Origin of the sequence: Halovenus marina, assembly GCF_051414115.1 — an archaeon.
GTDB classification, from domain to species: Archaea; Halobacteriota; Halobacteria; order Halobacteriales; family Haloarculaceae; genus Halovenus; species Halovenus marina.
The window spans coordinates 2079274-2097463 of record NZ_JBLKNZ010000001.1 but is presented as its reverse complement, the minus strand read 5'-3'; the positions used below and the strand labels follow the sequence as shown (position 1 = coordinate 2097463).

Here is an 18190-nt window from a genome sequence, read left to right as displayed (position 1 = left end):
GGCCTGCACTACTTCCACGGGTCACTCGCTCTCGAACTGCTCACAGACGGTCTCGTGGATCGATTCGCGGATTCGATGGCTCCGCTCGGCGTCTGGTTCGACCAAGATGATCCGCGATCCGTCCTCGCGCGTGCTCGCCTCGACTGCCGTCTCCAGGTCGGCACGGCTGTCGACGCGCTGAAACGGGATGTCGTAGAGTTCGCCTGCTGGCTCGAAGTCGAGTCCGTGTGGCGTGCGGAACTGCTCGGTGAAGGGTGGGTCGAACGCTTCGATCGGAAGTTTGTGGAAGATTCCGCCGCCGTCGTTGTTCACGAGGACGAGAGTCACGTCGACACCACACCGCCGCACCGCGAGCAGGCCGTTCATGTCGTGGTAGAAGGCGATGTCGCCGGTCAGGGCGACGAGCGGGTCGTCGGTCGCGCTGCCAGCGCCCAGCGCCGTCGAGGTGATTCCGTCGATACCGCTGACACCGCGGTTGCCCAGCACGGTGATGTCAGCGGGTCGCGGGCGAGCGAACCGATCCAGATCGCGAACCGGCATGCTGTTGGAGACGAACAGTGTCGCAGGATCGGGACAGGCCCGTGCGACCGTCTCGGCGATTGTTCCCTCGAACAGTTGATCGTCGGTCGCTGTCGCGATCGTGTCCCAGTACTGGCCTTCGAGGGTGGCAAATCGGTCGGCGTAGTCGCTTCCGGATTCATCGAGACGCGTGTTGAGAGCATCAGCGAGCGCGGTGGGGTCTGCCTCGACGATCCGTGTCGCGGTGAACTCCGCCTCGCGCCAGCCACCCGCCGGGTCGACCAGCCACTGCTCTGTGTCCACGCCCGCGAGATACGTCCGGAGTACCTTCGAGGTCGGTGACGCGCCGAAGCGAATGACAATCTCTGGGTCGGGAACGACGCCCTCTGCGTCGAGATACGAGTCGTAGCCGCCACACACCACTCCCTCGTCGTGCCCGAAGCGATGGCCCGACAGCGGGTCGGCGAGCACCGGAAACCCCGTTGCATCGACAAGCGCGGCGAGCGCATCCCGGTCGGGCGTCGGGGCGTCTGCTGGCCCGCAGACGACGAGTCCCCGGTCGGCGGCTTCGAGTCGATTGCCGAGACGGTCGATGTCGGTGTCCGACAGCGACAGTCGACCGCGCGTGGTTTCGACGAACGGACCCGACCGCCCCTCGGCGGCGAGTCGGTCTCGCTGGGACAGATCCGACGGAACGTCGCCCTCGACGGGCGTCGGTTCGAGCGGTTTCCGAAACGGGACGTTCAGATGTACTGGTCCTGCGGGCGGACGAGTCGCTTCCGCGACGGCGCGGGATCCGGTCACCCGGAGCGAGCGAAGCGTCCGCGGCGTCGGATCCGGTTCCGGAAGGGTTCGGTACCACCGGACAGCGTCGCCGTAGAGCTTCTGCTGGTCTGTCGTCTGGTTCGCGCCGCTGTCCTGCAGTTCCGGCGGTCGGTCGGCCGTCAACAGGAGCAGGGGGACGCGGCTCTCGCTCGCCTCCAGCACGGCGGGGTGGAAGTTCGCCGCCGCGGTTCCCGACGTACAGACCACCGGCGTTGGACGGCCGGTCCGACGGGCGCGTCCGAGCGCGAAAAACGCCGCCGACCGCTCGTCGAGATGGGAGTAGACCTGTATCTCCGGGTGATCGTGAAATGCCACGGTCAACGGCGTCGACCGGCTTCCGGGTGCGATTGCGGCCGCCTGCGCTCCGGCGGCTGCGAACTCCTCGACGAGTGTCTCCGCCCAGAGCGTGTTCCGGTTCGGTGCAGTCATGTGAGCACGTCGAGGATCGGCCCGTATTTCAGTCGCAGTTCGTCGTACTCCTCGTCGGCATCGCTGTCGGCAACGATCCCGGCCCCGGCAAACAGCGTCGCGGTCTCCTCGCGGGCGAGCGCAGAGCGGATAGCGACCGCGAAGGTGCCGTCCCCGGACGCGTCGAACCAGCCGACCGGTGCAGCGTACCACCCGCGCTCGAAGGGTTCGAGTTCGCGGATGGTCTTCAGGGCTCTCTGCGGTGGGAGACCGCCGACGGCCGGGGTCGGATGCAGCGCCTCGACCAGTTCGAGCACGTGTCGGTCCGTTTCGAGCGTCGCCCGGACTGGGGTTCTCAGATGCTGTACGGTCTCCAGCCGTCGAACTGACCGCTCACCGGTCCGGATGTTCTCGGTCAGCCCTGAGAGTTGCGCCCGGATCGCCTCGACGACCAGTTCGTGCTCGTGATTGTTCTTCTCGCTCTCGGCGAGTTCGTTCGCCAGCCACTCGTCCTCGGCGCGTGTCTCGCCCCGCCCGGTCGACCCGGCGAGCGCCTCCGTGTCCACCGTCTCTCCGCGAACCGAGACGAGCCGCTCCGGTGTCGCACCGAAAAATGTCCCGCCCACGTCTGGCTCGAAGAGAAAACGGTAACATCCGGGATAGGACGCGCCCAGGGCCGCAAGCGCGTCGGGAACCACGACCGACCGGCCGAGTTGTGCCTGGAGTGCCTGTGCGAGGACGACTTTCCGGAGTTCACCCTGTCGAATCCGGTCGGTCGCGGTCTCGATGAGGTCTCGCCACTCCATCTTGGAGGGGGTGTACGTGCGACCGTGGATAGTCGGCGGCTTCGCCGTCCGTAGTTTGGGCAGCGCCGCCAGCCGCTGTTCCCAGGCCTGCAGTCGGCTCTCGGCTGTCTGCTCGGCTCCTGGTCCGAGCGCCGCTGTGGTCAGCCACGGCCCCTCGGCGGTTACTGATAGCTGTACTTTCGGGAGAACGAACTTGGCCCCCGGATACCCTTCCCAGACCGTTCCTGCGTCGGCGTGCTCGTCGGTGAAGGCAAATCCGCCGTACAGCCGGGGTCGTGCGCTGTTGGCAATCCCGACCTCGACGTCGAGCTGGGAGAATAACTCGTCTGCACGCGCTCTGACACGCTCGAACCGAGCTGTGCCGCCTGTCGTGATCGTCTCGGCGGCACCGCCAGCGGCAATCGTCGCCGTCGCGTCTGCCCACGCGAGCCGCGGTTCGTCGAGCGAACAGAGAAACGACCGAACTGGTGCCCGCTCGACTCGACAGCCGCGGACGACTCCAGATCGCGCGTCCGTTCTGGATGCCCACTGCTCGCCGCGCGATGAGTCCATTACACCGTCGTTAGGACTGTGTCCCTTTGAGCCTAACTATAGCGCTGATGTCGTCTGAGCGACAAGCTGCGCGCGCTCTGATACTGTCGGTTGCCCGTCCGTACACATATTCGCCATCCGGGGTGGCGAATTGGTTTCGAGCTGGGACAGCCGACAGTCTGAACAAAGATGGGTTCGATCAGAAATAAACTACAGCAGACCAAAATATATTTTCCCATATCTCCTGTTATTTTCTCTCCACGAAAACAAACCCCGTCAGGTTTAAATACCCCTCAGTCGAACCCACGCACGTTGCGATGCCAAAGGTAGAGATCACCATCCCGGAGCATCTGGAGATGCAGATAGCCCAGCTAGTCGAACAGGGCGAGTTCCTCAACCGCGAGGAAGCGATCGAGGACCTCCTGTCGACAGGGCTGAAGGCGTACAAAACGAGCGGACCGACCGACGAGGGGGAGGAGCCAGGATACGAAGACGACGGTATGATGGGTCACGACGACGAATACGTCTTCTGACACTTCAATCGTGCGTACGTCCAGCTATTCGGCTCCTCGGGGTGCCGACATCCGTCAGCTAGCGGGGCAGACAGCCGTTCTGGTATCGAATCCCAAACAACTCTTAAACCAGTTGCCGCCGTAGAGAGCGTATGCACAAAGACGAGTTGCTCGAACTCCATGCGGAGATGGTCACCATTATGGAGTATTTCAAAGAACTCGAACAGGTAGACGAGTCGCTGTTCGACCCGTACGAGGAGATCGACGTGACGCCCGACGACGTCCACAAGTCAAAGAGCGAGCACAAACACGCCGTGTTCGTCCTCGGCAACGCACTTGCGAACGCGATGAGCGAAGACGAGTTCTCCGACGCCGGGCGCGTCTCAAAGCGCATGAAAGAACTTGCCGAAGACGCCGAAAGCAGACTGTGAATTGCTGTCTGGTCTGATTTACTCACCCTCGAACTCCGGGTCACGTCCCTCGACGAAGGCGGTGACGCCCTCGATGTGGTCGTCGGTGCTCGCCGTTCGTCCGACCCCTTCGAGTTCGGCCTCGACTGCCTCGTCGAACGACCGCTCGAAGCTTCTGTCGAGGAGCCGTTTCGACTCCCTGAGCGCGGCGGTCGGCCCGCTTGCGATCCGGTCGATGAAGCCGTGCGTTCGCTGTTCGAACTCCTCGGCCGGATAGACCTCGTTGAACAGGCCGATGGCCTCGCCGCGGTCGGCGTCGACGAGTTCGCCCGTGTACACCAACTCCTTTGCGACGTTCAGTCCGACGACCCGCGGGAGCAGATACGAGGTTCCCGAATCGACCGAGAGACCGACCTGTCGGAAGCCAAAGCTCATCTCCGCTCGCTTGCTGGCGAGCACGACGTCACAGGCAAGTGCGAGCGCAGCGCCAGCCCCGAAGGCCGGACCGTCGACTTTCGCGACGGTCGGAACGGGACACTCGTGGACTGTCCTGACTGCATCGACGATTGGCCGAGCGACTGTCTCCAGTCGGTCGTCGGAAACCTCCTGAGCGCTCTCCTCGCTCTCGCTGTGAGCGATTTCGAGCATCGCCTCGATATCCCCACCAGCACAGAATGTCTTCCCCGCTCCTTGCAGGACGACACACCGAACGCTGTCGTCGAGGCTGTCGAGACTCTTTGACAATTCTTCTGCCATCTCGACTGTCAGTGCGTTTCGGAGGTCGGGGTTGTCGAGCGTGACGACTGTTCGCCCGTCGACTGTCTCACAGCGGACGCTGTCCATATCCGTTGCACGGAAAGTGCGGTGTTAAGTCCCCGCATCGAATCGGCGTCCGCTCAGTACTCTCGCTCGATCAGATAATCCGCGATGGAATCGAGCGTCTCGTGGGCCTCGTTGTTCGGCAACACGTCTAGGTGGGACTTCCCGCTCGCGACGAGTTCGCGAGCGCGTTCGCGGGCGTAGTCGATACTCCCGACCGCTTCGAGTTTACTCACCGCTTCGTCTATCTCCGCCTCGGTCACGGCTTCGACCGAGTCCGCCGAGACGAGGTTGTCCACGTCGACGCCTTGGTCGCGGGCGTGGACGGTGATGATCGTCTGCTTTCCTTCGACGAGGTCGCTGCCGCGCTGTTTGCCCAGTTGCTCGGTCGGGGTCGTCAGATCGAGGACATCGTCCTGAATCTGGAACGCGCGCCCGATGTCGAGCCCGTAGCTGTGGAGCGGTTCGACCGCGTCGTCGTAGCCCAGCACGACTGCGGGCATGCTCGCGGCGGCGGCATACAACACCGCTGTCTTCAGTTCGACCATCTCCAGATACTCGTCGGGAGTGATGGCACCACGCTTCTCGAACTCGATGTCCAGCGACTGCCCCTCACAGATCTCCGTGCAGGTCGTCGCGAGTTCCGACAGCGCACGGACTGACCGCTGTGGTGACGTGCCGGTTTCGAGCATGTTCTCGAAGGCCTTCGAGTACAGCGTATCACCCGCGAGAATCGCCGTCGAGAGGTCGTACTCGCGGTGGACTGCGGGGACACCCCGGCGCATGTCGTCGTCGTCCATGATGTCGTCGTGGATGAGCGTAAACGACTGGATGATCTCGATGCTGACCGCCGCGGTCAGGACGTCAACCTCGGTTCCGTCCGCCGCGGGGAAGCGCCGATACTCCGCCGACAGCGGGTCGACGTCCGCAAGTGACTCCGCGGCGAGCAACAGGATTGTGGGCCTGAGTCGCTTGCCGCCCGCCTTGAGCAGGTATCGGGACGCCTCGTACAGCCGTTCCGGGCGGTCGAGGGGCAGGTCCTCGTCGATGGCGTCGTTGACGACGCTTCGGCGGCGCTCGATTGCGGCTTCGACTGCCTGCTGGCCTGTCATCGCTTCACTCGACGAGCTGGATCAGGTTGCCGTTTCGGGTCACGTGCAGGTCACGACCGACCTTGTAGCCGTTGTTCTCCGCCAGAGAGACATAATCCGCGTAGCCGCTCATGTCCTGGTGAGCAGGGATCACGTGCTGGGGCTGGAGCGCCTGCAGCATCTCGTAGTGGCCCTCGCGGTTGAGGTGGCCGGAGACGTGGATGTCGTCGTAGATGCGCGCACCCTGCATGCCCAGCAGCTTCTCGGCCTGGTAGCGCTGCCCCTCGTTTGTCGGCTCCGGGATCACGCGCGCCGAGAAGATCACCTTGTCGCCGTTGTCCAGTTCGTACGGCGTCTCGCCGCGGCCCATCCGGGTCAACATCGCGCGCGGTTCGCCCTGATGGCCAGTGACGATTGGTAGATAATCTTCCTTGCCCTCCTTCATGATGCGCTCGAACGTGCGGTCGACGGACTTCCGGTGGCCGTACATGCCAAGGTCCTCCGGGAAGTCGATGAAGTCGAGTCGCTCTGCCGTCCCCGAGTACTTCTCCATCGACCGACCGAGCAGAACGGGCTGGCGGCCGATGTCGTCGGCGAACTCGACGAGCGAGGACACGCGAGCGATGTGTGAGGAAAACGTCGTCGCGACGATGCCTCCGTCGTAGTCTTCCATGCTGTACATGACGTCCTTGAGATGTCGCCGCGCGACGGACTCGCTCGGAGTGCGTCCCTTCTTGCCCGCGTTGGTACAGTCCTCGATGTAACAGAGGACGCCGTTACCCTCGCGCCCAATCTCGCGGAACCGTTCCATATCGATCGGGTCACCGATGACCGGATCGTGGTCCATCCGCTTGTCGAGGCCGTAGACGATGGACCCCTCGGGGGTGTGCAAGACGGGGTTGATGGCGTCGATGATCGAGTGGGTCACGTTGACGAACTCGAGTTCGTTCCGGTCGCCGATGGACATCGTCCCGCCTGCTTCCATCTTCACCAGGTCGTTCTGGACGCCGAACTTCTCCTCGCCCTGAATCTGCTGTTTGACCAGTTCGATGGTAAACGGCGTCGCGACGATTGGTGCGTCGTATCGGTGAGCCAACTTCGAGATAGCGCCGATGTGGTCGAGGTGGCCGTGTGTGGGGACGATGGCCTGCACGTCACCCTCAAGATCCGACATCACCCGGTCGTCCGGGATGGCACCCATGTCGATCAGGTCGAGTGAGTGCATCCGCTCTGTTTCCACGTTGTCGTGGATCAGTACCTTCGAGAGGTTGAGGCCCATGTCGAAGATGACGATGTCGTCGCCCGCTCGCACCGCCGTCATCTGTCGCCCAACCTCTTCGTAGCCGCCAATCGTTGCGATTTCGATTTCCATATGTATCACGCCGAGGTGGCCGTCCCCTGCGCGACCGGCGATGTGCAACACGGTCTCGTGACCGATCCGCCTGCAGTCCCGACTCTGTTTGTCGGCCACCGTCGAGCGTTCCGGCATTCCTGCCGAGACACTCTCATTCGGTGACTCGCCGGTCGCCCGCGACAGTCCTGGGACGACCGCTCGCTCGGATACACTGTACTCTGACGCCGAGCCTAAAAAGAACGTTGATCGCCGCACCCGCGGTGTCGCTCGCGCAAACTTGCTACGCTGTGCCGTCTGACCGGCTGGATCGCTCTCCCGAGTCAGCCACACAACCAGCACACGTCGGTTGCGCACTCACCTGCCGGTCGAATGGATGGTTGATGCCTTACTCGCCTGTCTCGTCTTGCTCTTCAGCGATCGAGTCTTTGGCAGTGCCGAACCACTCGTCGATGTTCTCGGCAACGAAATCTTGGCCACCCAGACCAACCGCGATACCGATGCCGAGTGCCAGCGCCAGCCCAAGTGCGCCGAAAAACGCCACCACGAATACCGTGAACAGATTCGTGAGTGGCGATGCGTTGACCCCGATCGTGGACAACACGACCGTGATTGTCATGTAGTAGATAAACACTTTGACTACCAGACTGGCCACCACCATGGGGCGCCCGTCTCCGCTTTCGCTGACGATGTCTGCGACTCGTTCGGCAAGCCAGATACCGACCAACAACACGAGGAGACCGGCGGCCAACGACGGCAGATACCCAGCGAAGTCGTTGAGTAAACTCGAGAGCGCGTCGATCCGGAGAATATCTGCGACAGTCAAGATTGTCAGAAGATAGATGTAGTACGCGACGAGTTTCCCGACGATGCGTCCGAACTCGCCTTCTGTCTCCCCGAACTGTTCGAGTGGTGTCTCGCGGAGATACTGCCCGATGTTGAACCCATCGACCACTTTCGATACCACATCACCGACAATTCGCCCGATAATGAACCCGATCACGAGAACGATCAGTGCACCGAGAATGACCGGGAGAAACACCCCGATCTCGGCCAACAGATCCGTAAGTTGACTGATGCCCAGGACGTCCGCTGCAGCGATGATGGCGACGAAGTAGACGTAGTAGGAGATGACCTTCCCCAGCAGACGCGCAATCGCATCGCTGTCGCCGTCACCCACCTCTTCAACCGCGGTTCCCTCGACATAGCGCCCGACGCCGAGACGACGAATAACGCGAGTCACGACCCCCCCGAGTATGCGGCCGATGATATACCCAGCAAGGAGTATGACCAGCGCGCCGACGACGACGGGAAGATATTCGATGCTGTCAGCTATCGCCTGATCGATCGATTCACGGACTGATACTTGCAACGGGAGTGCCGGTGCGACATGTGTTACCATGACATTAATAGCCCGTCGGCAACGTGAATAATTATTAGCGGATTATCGAACTGTATCTATTGCTTATACTTCGAGGATGCCGGTTTCTCTAACGTCGGTGATCGGAACATCGGCCGCTGCTCTTGCCGGTATTATCTGTCTATTCTGACATATCCATCTAAGGACTGATGGATGTGTGTGTGTCGGCAGAGCGATTAATTGGCTTTCCCCGTCCGTTCCGGGTGGGATTGTAATTTCCGCCCTGCTCGTTTCCCGACGATTCGTCGACTCCGTGCGCTTTTAATGGCGCACCGTCGCTACTTCTCTTCGGGGTCTGCGAGCGGGTCGTCTGTCCCGGACTCGTTTGCTGGTTCTGATTGTTCGTCTGCTGTTTCCCGTTCCACTTCTTCCGCATCAGTTCGTTGAGCGGTGTTCTCACCGCCACTCTCGAACTGTCCGCGCTCGCTATCGTCTACTGGTGACGATTCCTCCCGTGGCTCCGTTCCGGACGCGTCGTCGGCTTCGTCGCTGAATACCATCTTATCGTCCGGTACTTCTCCCATCGTCTCCTCCTCGGTAGCCCTTTCGCTCTCGTGTGTTTCGGTTGCCGGGCCCGAACTGGTTGTCCCCTCAGCGTCAGGCGATGTCGTCTCGACGTCCGTCTCGGATCGCCTGCCTTCGTTGCCGAAGGCGATCTCCTCAGCAGACCGCTCGGTCTGGGACTGGGCACTGTCGGTCGCTTCTGGCCGACTCCAGTTCCCGGACCAGCCCCGCTCACCGGCCTCCGCTTCGGGACGGTCCGCTTCTGTGGCTGTCGACGGTTCTGTGTCCGTGTGCTCGGCTGTTGGCTGCTGTGACGCGGCCGACTCGGACCCCGTTCGTTGCTGGGCCGTCGACCCATTCACCGTCTGCTCCAGATCGGTGACTGTTCGCGTCGCGGCCGCGCTGTCTTCCGACAGTGTCACGGAGACATCTGCCTGTCCACGCGCGACGGAGTCGGCAATCAGTTTGTGTGCGAGCGCAAACAGGCCACCCGTCCAGACGGCGAATCCGAGCAGACCGAGGACGGACCCGCCGACGAGTTCCGCCGTCTCGTAACTGGTGTCGTCGATGAGCGATTCGAGTTCCGGGATGGCAAGTGCCCCTCCGAGTGCCATCCCGCCGATACCCACGACACCGACCACGAGAAAGTAGCCCAGCAGCACGGCTCCGTACTTCAGACTGTCGACGATCCGAACGGCTGTCATACCGGTGCCAACGGCGACTTTCCCCAAATAGGTTGCGGGGTCTCCTTTCTGCGCCGATTTGCCTGCTCATACTGTCGGCTGTACCATCTCGAAAATAATTCGCCGCCCGGATGGCGAATATCTTTACATACGTACAGCCGACAGTATCACCCACGAACGACCGTTCCGGCCTCCCCGGATTCCAGAAACACACCGAGGTCGTCGGGGCCGAATATCGAGGCCGGGGCGTCCAGTTCCAGCAGCGCCCGGACCTTCCCTGCCATCCCGCCGGTCACGTCGGTTTCCTCGCCCGTCTCGAAGACTGACGCGACCGCATCGAAACTGTGTATCTCCCCGATCACGGCGTCGTCTTCGTCCAGTACGCCGGGAACGGTCGAACACAGTCCCACGCGGTCGGCGTCGAGGGTCCGCGCCAGCGAGACGACGATTTCGTCGCCGCTGAGTATCGTTGCCCCCCTGCCGGTGTGACCGATCACGTCACCGGGAACGACGGGGACGAACCCCTCTCCGAGCAGCGTCTCGACTGGTTCGGCCGGAAAGGCGAGTTCCCCCTCGTCGGTCCGGTGGGCGACCGAGAGCGGCCGCACCGGGACCGCCTCGACGCCGCGGTCGTGACAGGCCGCCAGCACCGCGTCGTTCAGGTCGCCCATCGCCCGGTGAACGTCGGTCACGGCGACGGCGTCTCGCGTCCCGTCTGTCTGTGTCAGGCCGTATCGCGCGGCGTAGTGGTGGCCGAAGCTCCCACCGCCGTGGACGAGCAGGAGTTCGCCCGCTGTGTCGTGCCACGCGGCGAGCGCGCTGATGGCCGCCGACAGGCGCTCGAAGTCGACCGTCTCGGGCTGTGACTTGTCGGTGATGAGGCTGCCGCCGAGTTTGAGTACCGTCAGCATCTCACTCCGCCTCGTGTGTGACACCCGTCGTCGATAGCCCGGCGCGGAACGTCTCCTCACAGCCGGGGGTGAACTGGAGTGCCGTTTCGGTCTCTCTGGTCTGGTCCAGCGCGACGATACAGCCCCCGCCACCAGCGCCAGTCAGCTTTGCGCCCAGCGCGTTCGCATCGCGTGCGGCCCAGACCATCGCGTCTAGCGAGCGCGAGGAGACGCCGAGCGCCGACAACAGCCCGTGATTGAAGTCCATCAGCTTCCCGATTTCGTCGATATCCCCCGCTGCAAGCGCCTGCTCCCCGCGACGGACCAGATCACCGATAGCCGAGATGGTGTCGGCGGCGAAGTCGTACTCCGAGCGGAGTTCGCGTACGCCGGAGACGAGCGCGCCGGTGTCGCCCGCGCCGCCGTCGTAGCCGATGACGAAGGGCAGGTCCGGCGCTTCGATCGGCTGGCAGTCGTCGCCCTCTACCCGGACGGCCCCGCCCATCGTACAGCAGTACGTGTCGGCCCGCGAGGCCTCCCCGTTCTGTACCTCGTACTCGACCTGATAGGCCCGCTCTGCCAGTTCCTCCCGGGAGAGTTCGACGCCGAGTTCCCGCGTCGCCGCGTCGATGGTCGCGACCGCAACGGCCGCAGAGGAGCCAAGCCCCGCACCGAGCGGGATCTCGCTCTCGATTTCGATATCGAAGCCACAGTCGACGCCCGCGGCGTCTTTCGCCTGCGTCACCGCCTCGTTGATGTAGCCCATCCCGGCCTCGACGAGCGTGTCCGGCACGTCGACGTCGGGGCGACCGCTCTCTTCGCCGTCGTATTCGACAGTGAACTCTTCGAGTGTCAGATCGCCAGCCTGCACGCGAAGTCCGCTCTCGCGCCGTCTGACCGTCACGGAGGCGCGGAGTTCGACCGCACACGGCACCGCCGGTTCGCCGTAGACGACCGCGTGTTCCCCGAACAGATACACCTTTCCCGGGGCGCTTGCAGTGACCATACCGGGTTCTGACACCCGAGGGTGTTCTAAATATCGGTTCGCGACCGGTCGAGCGAGCGGACGAGTCACGTGAATCGCCGCTCGAACTCGTGTATCCCCTCGTCCGTCCCGACGATAACGAGTTCGTCTCCCGAGTCGATGACCGTCTCCGGCCCGATGTCCGTGAGCACCTCGTCGTCGCGCTCGATTGCGATGACGGTACAGCCAGTTTCGGCGCGGATGTTCGCCTCGCTCAGGGTCTGACCGACGATACCGGGGACTTCGGTACGAATGACTTCGACCTGCTGGTCGAGCGAGAGCACCACGCGGTCCTCCAGAAGTCGTGACGCCGACATCCGGCCCGTGACTGTCCCGAGGGAGAGGACGTAGTCCGCGCCAGCGCGGTAGGTCTTCGAGATGTTCTCGTTGTTCTCGATGCGGGCGATGATCTCCGCGTCGGGTGCCAGATCCCGAACCACGAGCGTCGCGAACTCCGTCGTGGTGTCGTCTGGCAGCGCGAGAACCACCGTCTGTGCGTCCTCGACACCAGCCGCAACGAGCGTCTCCGGTTCGGTCGCGTCACCGACCACGTCGACGCCCTCGATGTCCATCTGGTCGACGACCGTACGGGAAATTCCGACGTCGTCGAGTTCGGCTGTGACCGTTCGGCCGACCTCCCCGTATCCGACGACCACCGTCTCCCCGGCCTCGAACTGTCGAACGGCGGACTGGGCCATCTCGACGAGTTGATCCAGCTGGTCTGCGTGGCCGGACACGAGCAACACCGTTCCGGGAGCGAGCGTCGCGTCGGGGGCAAGCGGGGTGACGAACTCGCCGCGGACCCACGCCCCGAGCACGTTGACCCCCGACCGTTCTCGGATCTCGCTGTCTGCCAGCGTCCGCCCGGCGAGAACACTTCCGTGCCGGATCGACACCTCCGCGAGCTGGAGGTCGTCGCCGATTTCGACCGCCTCGTCGATTCGCGCCCGGAGCGCCGTCGTCACCTTCTGGGCGAGGCTCTTTCCCAGCAGTTCCCGCGGGGAAATCACGTGGTCGGCACCGGCCAACTCGTGATATCTCGCCAGGTCGGGTTCCGAGACGACGCTCACCACCGGTACCGTCTCGGTGAGTTCCTTCGCGGCGAGGACGATACTCGCATCCACCTGGTCGGAGACGTCCGCGAACAGCGCTCGCGCAGACCTGAGCCGTGCGGCCTCGAGCCCCTCCGTCGACTCCGGGTCGGCCCGGATCACGCGATGGCCGTCCTCGTACAGTTCGTCTGCCCGCTCACGGTCCGACTCGATGATCACGTACGGCACGTCGTGTGAGTCGAGTTCGTCGATGAGTTCGTCAGTCCGTGCCGTGTACGAGCAGATTACGACGTGATTCGAGAGCGGCGTCTCCAGTTGACTCGGCGCGCTCGTCGATAGCGCCTCCTCCAGCAGCGGCCCCACGACGACCGGCAACGCTCCGACGAGCACTGCCATCCCGAGCAGATCTGTGACGATGATGAACAGATGCATCTCCGAACTCTCCCAGGGTGCGTCCCCGCCGAACCCGGTCGTCGTGAACATCTCGACGGCGAACTGCAGCGAATCCAGAAACGTCTGTGGCCGCCCCTCGAACGTCCGCATGCCGAACTGATAGCCGACAGCGGTCACGACCAGTGCCAGCGCGACAAAAGCGGAGTACCAGATTGCGCGCCGCTTCCATCCGTCCATACCCGGCAAAGAGTGCCTCACCGGTAAAAATACACGCGTGTTTCCGGGATCTGATAGCTGGTCGCGTCTGCCGGGTGGGTTGTGGAAACTGATACCGTGAAACTAAGTAGGTCCGAGATGCCATAGCAAACGAACGGACAGACGCCGGGTCGGCCGGTTGGAGACGTTCGAGGGGATATCATGGATATCGACGAGGCAACACGGCAGTGTGACGGGGTTATCGAGGCGGTCAGAGAGGCGGTCGTCAGTGACCGGGCGTTTCTGGAGACGATTCTCGTGGGACTGCTCGCCCGCGGGCACGTCCTGCTCGAAGACGTTCCCGGCACCGGAAAGACGCTCACGGCCCGCAGTCTCGCGACGGTGCTCGGACTGTCCTTCTCGCGCATCCAGTTCACGCCGGATCTTTTGCCGACTGACGTGACTGGGACGAACATCTTCAACGAACAGTCTCGCGAGTTCGAGTTCCGGCAGGGGCCGCTTTTCAACAACGTCGTGCTGGCAGACGAGATCAATCGCGCACCGCCGAAGACCCAGAGCGCGCTGCTCGAAGCGATGGAGGAACGACAGGTGACCGTCGACGGCGAGACACGCGACCTCCCTGATCCCTTCTTCGTCATCGCGACGCAGAACCCGGTCGAACACGAGGGCACCTTCGAGTTGCCCGAGGCACAGATCGACCGGTTCATGGTCAAAACCAGCCTCGGCTACCCGGATTTCGATGGCGAACTCTCGCTGATGAAGCGGCGCTCGAACCGATTCGAGCGCAGTCCGAGCGTCGAACCGCGCCTCTCACACTCTGAGGTCAAGGAACTTCAGGAAGTGCCCGAGTCCATCCGCGTCGACGAGGACCTGATGCGATACGCGCTCGAACTCGCGCGTGCCACCCGCCTCGACCCACGGGTCGACATCGGCGTCTCTCCGCGTGGGTCTCAACGGCTCTTCGAGGCGATTCGTGCGCGGTCGGTGATCGACGGTCGGGCGTACGCGACGCCGGATACGGTCAAAGCTGTCGCGGTACCTGTCCTCGCTCACCGACTCGTCCTCACCGCCGAGGCACAGGTCAACGACGTCGAGAAACGAACCGTCATCGAAGATATCCTCGACGAGACGCCCGTCCCGACTATCGACTGATAGTGATTATTGCGAGTCTTTACCGCCAGATGAGGGGTGGGTGGAGCGCTAAGCGTCGGTACAGCCAGGTTTTCGTGGCCGTGCCGACAAGTACCGCAATAATCACTATGACGACCGCAGTCACACGCCGGGCGCGGTGGAGGCCTGTCGGCGGAGTCCAGCGAGCAACAGGAGGGCAGCGACGAGCAAGCCCAGCAGCACCGACACCGGTTGCCCGCCCGTCCCAATTTGGAGTGCGAGATATCCGACGACCGCTGTCACCGTCCCGACGGCGATACTCCCGAACAGATGGGTCAGTTCGAGTCGCCTCGTGTCCGCTCCCCGCCCGAGTTGCTCGCCCAGGTCGATTGCGGTCTGTCCAGTATCCCACGCCAGAACGCTCGCGGTGACGCTGAACAGCATGACTGCCGTGGGTGCGTCCTGCACGCCCGCGGCGAGCGCGCCGAACAGGAGTCCGACACAGCCGACCGTCAGCCCGCTACGAGACCCGCGGACGACGCCGACGAGTACGAGCGCCGCCCCCGCGACACAGAGCGCGAGCGCGACCCCGTCGTACGGTCCGCTCGCTGCGGTCACGAGCATGCCAAAGGCGCTCGCGAGAAAGCCGCTCAACTGCGTCGGTGCATCGTCGAACTCCGTCGTCGTGTCGCTTCCGTCGGTTGCATCGCTCATCTGTTCACGTACCTCCCTGCTTTGAGCACGCCCTCCAGCGGTTCGTCCGGCCCCCAGTCGAACACCGGAACGCCCGACTGGCGAAGGTCTGTGAGAAACATCGAGCGAGAGACGCGCTGGAGACGCTGATTCGGTGTCCGGTCGGCGGTCGGGTCGGGGGTGATGACCGTCACCGGATAGCCGTAGGCCTCGAACCGCTGTACCGAGCGGACGGTCGCCCCGTCACACAGCGGCGAAAACACGATGATCTGGGTGTTCTCTGGGAGGAACTGCCTGAGTTGTTTCTCCCAGAAGAAGGCCCCCTCGTCGGATTCGGTCGGCACCGACGAGAGCGCCGGGTCGTTGCCGAGCACCTCGCGAACGTGATGGCGGTGGCTCTTTCCGGAATTCGGTTCGATCCAGCACTCGGCTGGCCCCAGCGTGGCGACGCCGACCTGATGGCCGTCGTCCAGCAGCCGAGCGAAGATCCGTCCCGCGGCCGCTACTGACCGGTCGACCCCGTGGTCTGCCTCCGGCGTCGGGCCGACGTACGCTGACGGTCGCACGTCGACGGCGAGCACGACCTTCGCCGCGCGCTCCTCGCGGAGTTCGAGCGTCGTCAGTTCGCCGGTCTTGGCCCGCCGATTCCAGTCGATCCGGTTCATCGGGTCGCCCGGTTCGTACTCCCGGATCGTGTGAAATTCGTGGCCGTCGCCGCTCGAATCCGTCTCGACGATACCGGTGTACTTGGTCGCTTTCGTCTGGAGTGGCATCGGCTCCCGGGTCGGCTGGAGCGCGGGCGCGCAGGGTATCGTTAGCTCGTCGCGCGGATACTGCGCCCGCTCGACCGACCCGGGCAGATTTCGGGCGAGCACCAGCGCCGGGTCGAACTCGTGACGGCCGCGCCGTGCCTGTACCGTGTACGAGAGTGTCTCTGACTCACCCGGCTGGAGCGCGGTCCCACACCGTGGCGACCCGGAACTGACAGACAGCGTCGCCGGAACGCCGTCGACGACGCGGAGATCCGGGAGCAGACGGGTTCCCTCGTTCGTTATCTCCAGCGTGACCTCGATTCGGTCCTCCGGGCGTGGGTTCTCGTCGCTGACCGTTCGGTCGATGCTGACATCCACCGAGCCGGTTGGGAACGACCGCGCATACGCGACGTAGCCGATCCCGACGATTCCGGCGAGCAACACGCCGGGTTGCTGGACGATCACCCCGAGTCCGAGACAGACCAGCGCGACCACACTGACACCCGTCCAGTGGTGTGTCTCACGGAGTGCGTCCGGCGTCGAGCGGCCCGCAACCAGCGGCACTTCCGGGTCGATCGCGACGCTGTCGGGCATCGCAGACGGTTGCTCGCCCTCCGATCCAGCGCCTTCTACTGTCGTTTCGGTCGCTTCCTCGGTTCCCTCCCCCCTCGCTCGCTGTCCTGTCTCGGCAACCTCGACTATCGCATCTATCGTCCGGTCGATGGCGCGCTCGCTCTTGCTCGGGATCGAGAGCCGGGACCTGACCGACCGCGTCACCAGTCCGTACTCTTCGAGATCACCCGTGAGAAAGTCGGCGGCGACCGCGTCGTCAGTCCAGCGTTTCTGCTCGATCTGTTCTCGCGCTTCGGCTTTGGTACAGTCACCGTACCGCGTCAACACCGCGATGGCCGCATCCTGCAACCCCTCGCGTGTCGTGTAGCTCCAGCTACTGTGCTCTCGCTGTATCTTCGGAAACTGCCTGAGAATCGCAGAGAGCGACTCGCCGGGAACGTCCGTGGGCAGTCGCCGCTCGACGTGTGGTATCTCGACCCGGTCGATCTGTTCGCTCCGCCGGGCCCAGACGACGGCGAGCGCGTACAGCATCGTCGCCCCACCCAGAACGAGCACCATCTCCTCGCCGAACGGGTTCGGCAACAGCCCGGGTATCGCGAGTTCGGCACCGACGAGGGCGATCAGGGCGAGTCCGAGACCGACAAAGAGCTGTTTCAGATTCATTCGTTATTCGTGTATCGTCGTTCGATTCGTCGCAAGATCTCGCGTGCCTGTTGTTCGCGGGAGTCGGTGGGGTCCTGTCCGCCGTATCGAACGTCCTCGAACAGGCGGGTGAGGTCGGTGACGTCCTCCTGTTGCATCCCCGCGTCGACGGCGGCGCTCGCGAACTCGCCGGGGGTCGTCGAGTCGGGGTCGTCGACATCGAGGTGCTCGACCATCTCCTCCCACGCCCGATACACCTCGTTGTGTGTCACCGTGTCTGTGGCGGCGTCGATTCTGTCCGCTGCGCGGCCAGCAATCTCCCCAATCTCGGCCGAGCGGTCGGTGTCCGGTTCCGCGTTCGACTCGGACCGGCCGATCCCACCGACCGAGTCCGAAAAGAACGCGAGTGCGACGAACAGCACGACACCGACGACGCCGAGCAGCGTAACGAGCATCGTCGTGGGGGCGCTGGGCGCAGCCCCGTCCGTTCCAGATCCGCCGCTGCCGTTGCCCTCCATTCCGGTATTGACGGTCGGCTGTTCCCCACTTTGCGGGGTGATCGGGTCTCCGGTACTCAGAACCGACAAGAGGAGATAGCCCACGACGAGGATCCCACCGAACAGCAGCGCAAAGTAGAGGACCTTCCGCGGTTCCAGCATCGTATACGCGTAGACGCTGAGCAACGCGACCCCGGCGAGGACGGCGATCACCTGCACGAGGAACGGGTCGCCAACGCCGACACCGGAACCCGGGTTGACCGGCATATCGACAGCTCCTGACGCACCGCTCCCACTGCCGTCTCCGCTGCTCACCGCCGACGAGAGTGTCGCCGCAGCCAAGCCCACAGCGACGACCGACAGTGCTGCGACCCCCATCACGACAGCCGTCTGTCTGTCCACGTTCCCCTGTACCGCTCGGCGGCTGTTTAAGCTTATCGACAGGACGGTCGCTGTCGATTTTGCCATA

The 18190-nt window shown here is 63.6% G+C and carries 16 protein-coding genes; 3 read left to right on the top strand and 13 right to left on the bottom strand.

All coding sequences use genetic code 11. The features are described from left to right. Positions 1-21 precede the first annotated feature (21 nt). Both menD and ACMGFL_RS10730 read right to left on the bottom strand, forming a co-directional pair. Positions 22-1773: a 2-succinyl-5-enolpyruvyl-6-hydroxy-3-cyclohexene-1-carboxylic-acid synthase gene (gene menD, locus ACMGFL_RS10735; protein WP_436935533.1), complete on the bottom strand. Its 1752-nt coding sequence runs from the start codon at positions 1771-1773 to the stop codon at positions 22-24. Next, positions 1770-3110, bottom strand: coding sequence for an isochorismate synthase (locus tag ACMGFL_RS10730; protein ID WP_436935532.1), 1341 nt, complete (start codon positions 3108-3110; stop codon positions 1770-1772). Before ACMGFL_RS10730 ends, menD begins: the two co-directional genes overlap by 4 nt. A gap of 296 nt (positions 3111-3406) precedes the next feature. On the opposite strand from ACMGFL_RS10730, the gene ACMGFL_RS10725 reads away from it, so the two are divergent. Both ACMGFL_RS10725 and ACMGFL_RS10720 read left to right on the top strand, forming a co-directional pair. Then, on the top strand, positions 3407-3622 hold the full coding sequence (locus ACMGFL_RS10725) for a ribbon-helix-helix domain-containing protein (protein WP_436935531.1): 216 nt from the start codon (positions 3407-3409) through the stop codon (positions 3620-3622). Positions 3623-3753: 131 nt separating this feature from the next. Continuing rightward, positions 3754-4032 carry a UPF0058 family protein gene (locus tag ACMGFL_RS10720; RefSeq protein WP_436935530.1) on the top strand — a complete coding sequence of 93 codons (279 nt, stop codon included), beginning with the start codon at positions 3754-3756 and terminating at the stop codon, positions 4030-4032. Between the two features lie 18 nt (positions 4033-4050). On the opposite strand, the gene ACMGFL_RS10715 is transcribed toward ACMGFL_RS10720, so the two are convergent. The 8 genes from ACMGFL_RS10715 to ACMGFL_RS10680 form a co-directional block, all read right to left on the bottom strand. Beyond that, positions 4051-4854: an enoyl-CoA hydratase/isomerase family protein gene (locus ACMGFL_RS10715; RefSeq protein ID WP_436935529.1), complete on the bottom strand. Its 804-nt coding sequence runs from the start codon at positions 4852-4854 to the stop codon at positions 4051-4053. Between the two features lie 53 nt (positions 4855-4907). Beyond that, the gene (idsA3, locus tag ACMGFL_RS10710; protein ID WP_436935528.1) at positions 4908-5942 is read right to left on the bottom strand and encodes a geranylfarnesyl diphosphate synthase; all 1035 of its coding nucleotides are present in this window, start codon (positions 5940-5942) and stop codon (positions 4908-4910) included. Between the two features lie 4 nt (positions 5943-5946). Then, a complete protein-coding gene (locus ACMGFL_RS10705) occupies positions 5947-7293 on the bottom strand; it encodes an RNase J family beta-CASP ribonuclease (protein ID WP_436936444.1) in 1347 nt (448 codons plus the stop codon). A gap of 367 nt (positions 7294-7660) precedes the next feature. After that, on the bottom strand, positions 7661-8674 hold the full coding sequence (locus ACMGFL_RS10700; RefSeq protein ID WP_436935527.1) for a mechanosensitive ion channel family protein: 1014 nt from the start codon (positions 8672-8674) through the stop codon (positions 7661-7663). A 296-nt stretch (positions 8675-8970) separates the two neighbouring features. Beyond that, a complete protein-coding gene (locus ACMGFL_RS10695; RefSeq protein ID WP_436935526.1) occupies positions 8971-9900 on the bottom strand; it encodes a hypothetical protein in 930 nt (309 codons plus the stop codon). Between the two features lie 146 nt (positions 9901-10046). After that, the gene (locus ACMGFL_RS10690; RefSeq protein WP_495849330.1) at positions 10047-10790 is read right to left on the bottom strand and encodes an isopentenyl phosphate kinase; all 744 of its coding nucleotides are present in this window, start codon (positions 10788-10790) and stop codon (positions 10047-10049) included. A gap of 1 nt (position 10791) precedes the next feature. Next, the gene (mvk, locus tag ACMGFL_RS10685) at positions 10792-11775 is read right to left on the bottom strand and encodes a mevalonate kinase (protein ID WP_436935525.1); all 984 of its coding nucleotides are present in this window, start codon (positions 11773-11775) and stop codon (positions 10792-10794) included. 65 nt (positions 11776-11840) lie between these two features. Further along, positions 11841-13475 (bottom strand): potassium channel family protein, encoded by a 1635-nt coding sequence (locus tag ACMGFL_RS10680; RefSeq protein ID WP_436935524.1) that lies wholly within the window; start codon positions 13473-13475, stop codon positions 11841-11843. Between the two features lie 180 nt (positions 13476-13655). Between ACMGFL_RS10680 and ACMGFL_RS10675 the strand changes: the two genes are divergently transcribed. Beyond that, positions 13656-14606 (top strand): AAA family ATPase, encoded by a 951-nt coding sequence (locus tag ACMGFL_RS10675; protein WP_436935523.1) that lies wholly within the window; start codon positions 13656-13658, stop codon positions 14604-14606. Between the two features lie 120 nt (positions 14607-14726). Here the strand turns inward: ACMGFL_RS10675 and ACMGFL_RS10670 are convergent, their stop codons facing one another. The 3 genes from ACMGFL_RS10670 to ACMGFL_RS10660 are packed head-to-tail and all read right to left on the bottom strand — an operon-like array spanning position 14727 to position 18189. Next, positions 14727-15278, bottom strand: a complete 552-nt coding sequence (locus ACMGFL_RS10670) for a DUF7519 family protein (RefSeq protein WP_436935522.1) — start codon at positions 15276-15278, stop codon at positions 14727-14729. Further along, positions 15275-17245, bottom strand: a complete 1971-nt coding sequence (locus ACMGFL_RS10665; RefSeq protein WP_436935521.1) for a DUF58 domain-containing protein — start codon at positions 17243-17245, stop codon at positions 15275-15277. The genes ACMGFL_RS10670 and ACMGFL_RS10665 overlap by 4 nt, the downstream gene beginning before the upstream one ends. Continuing rightward, positions 17242-18189 (bottom strand): DUF4129 domain-containing protein, encoded by a 948-nt coding sequence (locus ACMGFL_RS10660; RefSeq protein ID WP_436935520.1) that lies wholly within the window; start codon positions 18187-18189, stop codon positions 17242-17244. The genes ACMGFL_RS10665 and ACMGFL_RS10660 overlap by 4 nt, the downstream gene beginning before the upstream one ends. Between the last annotated feature and the right edge of the window lies 1 nt (position 18190).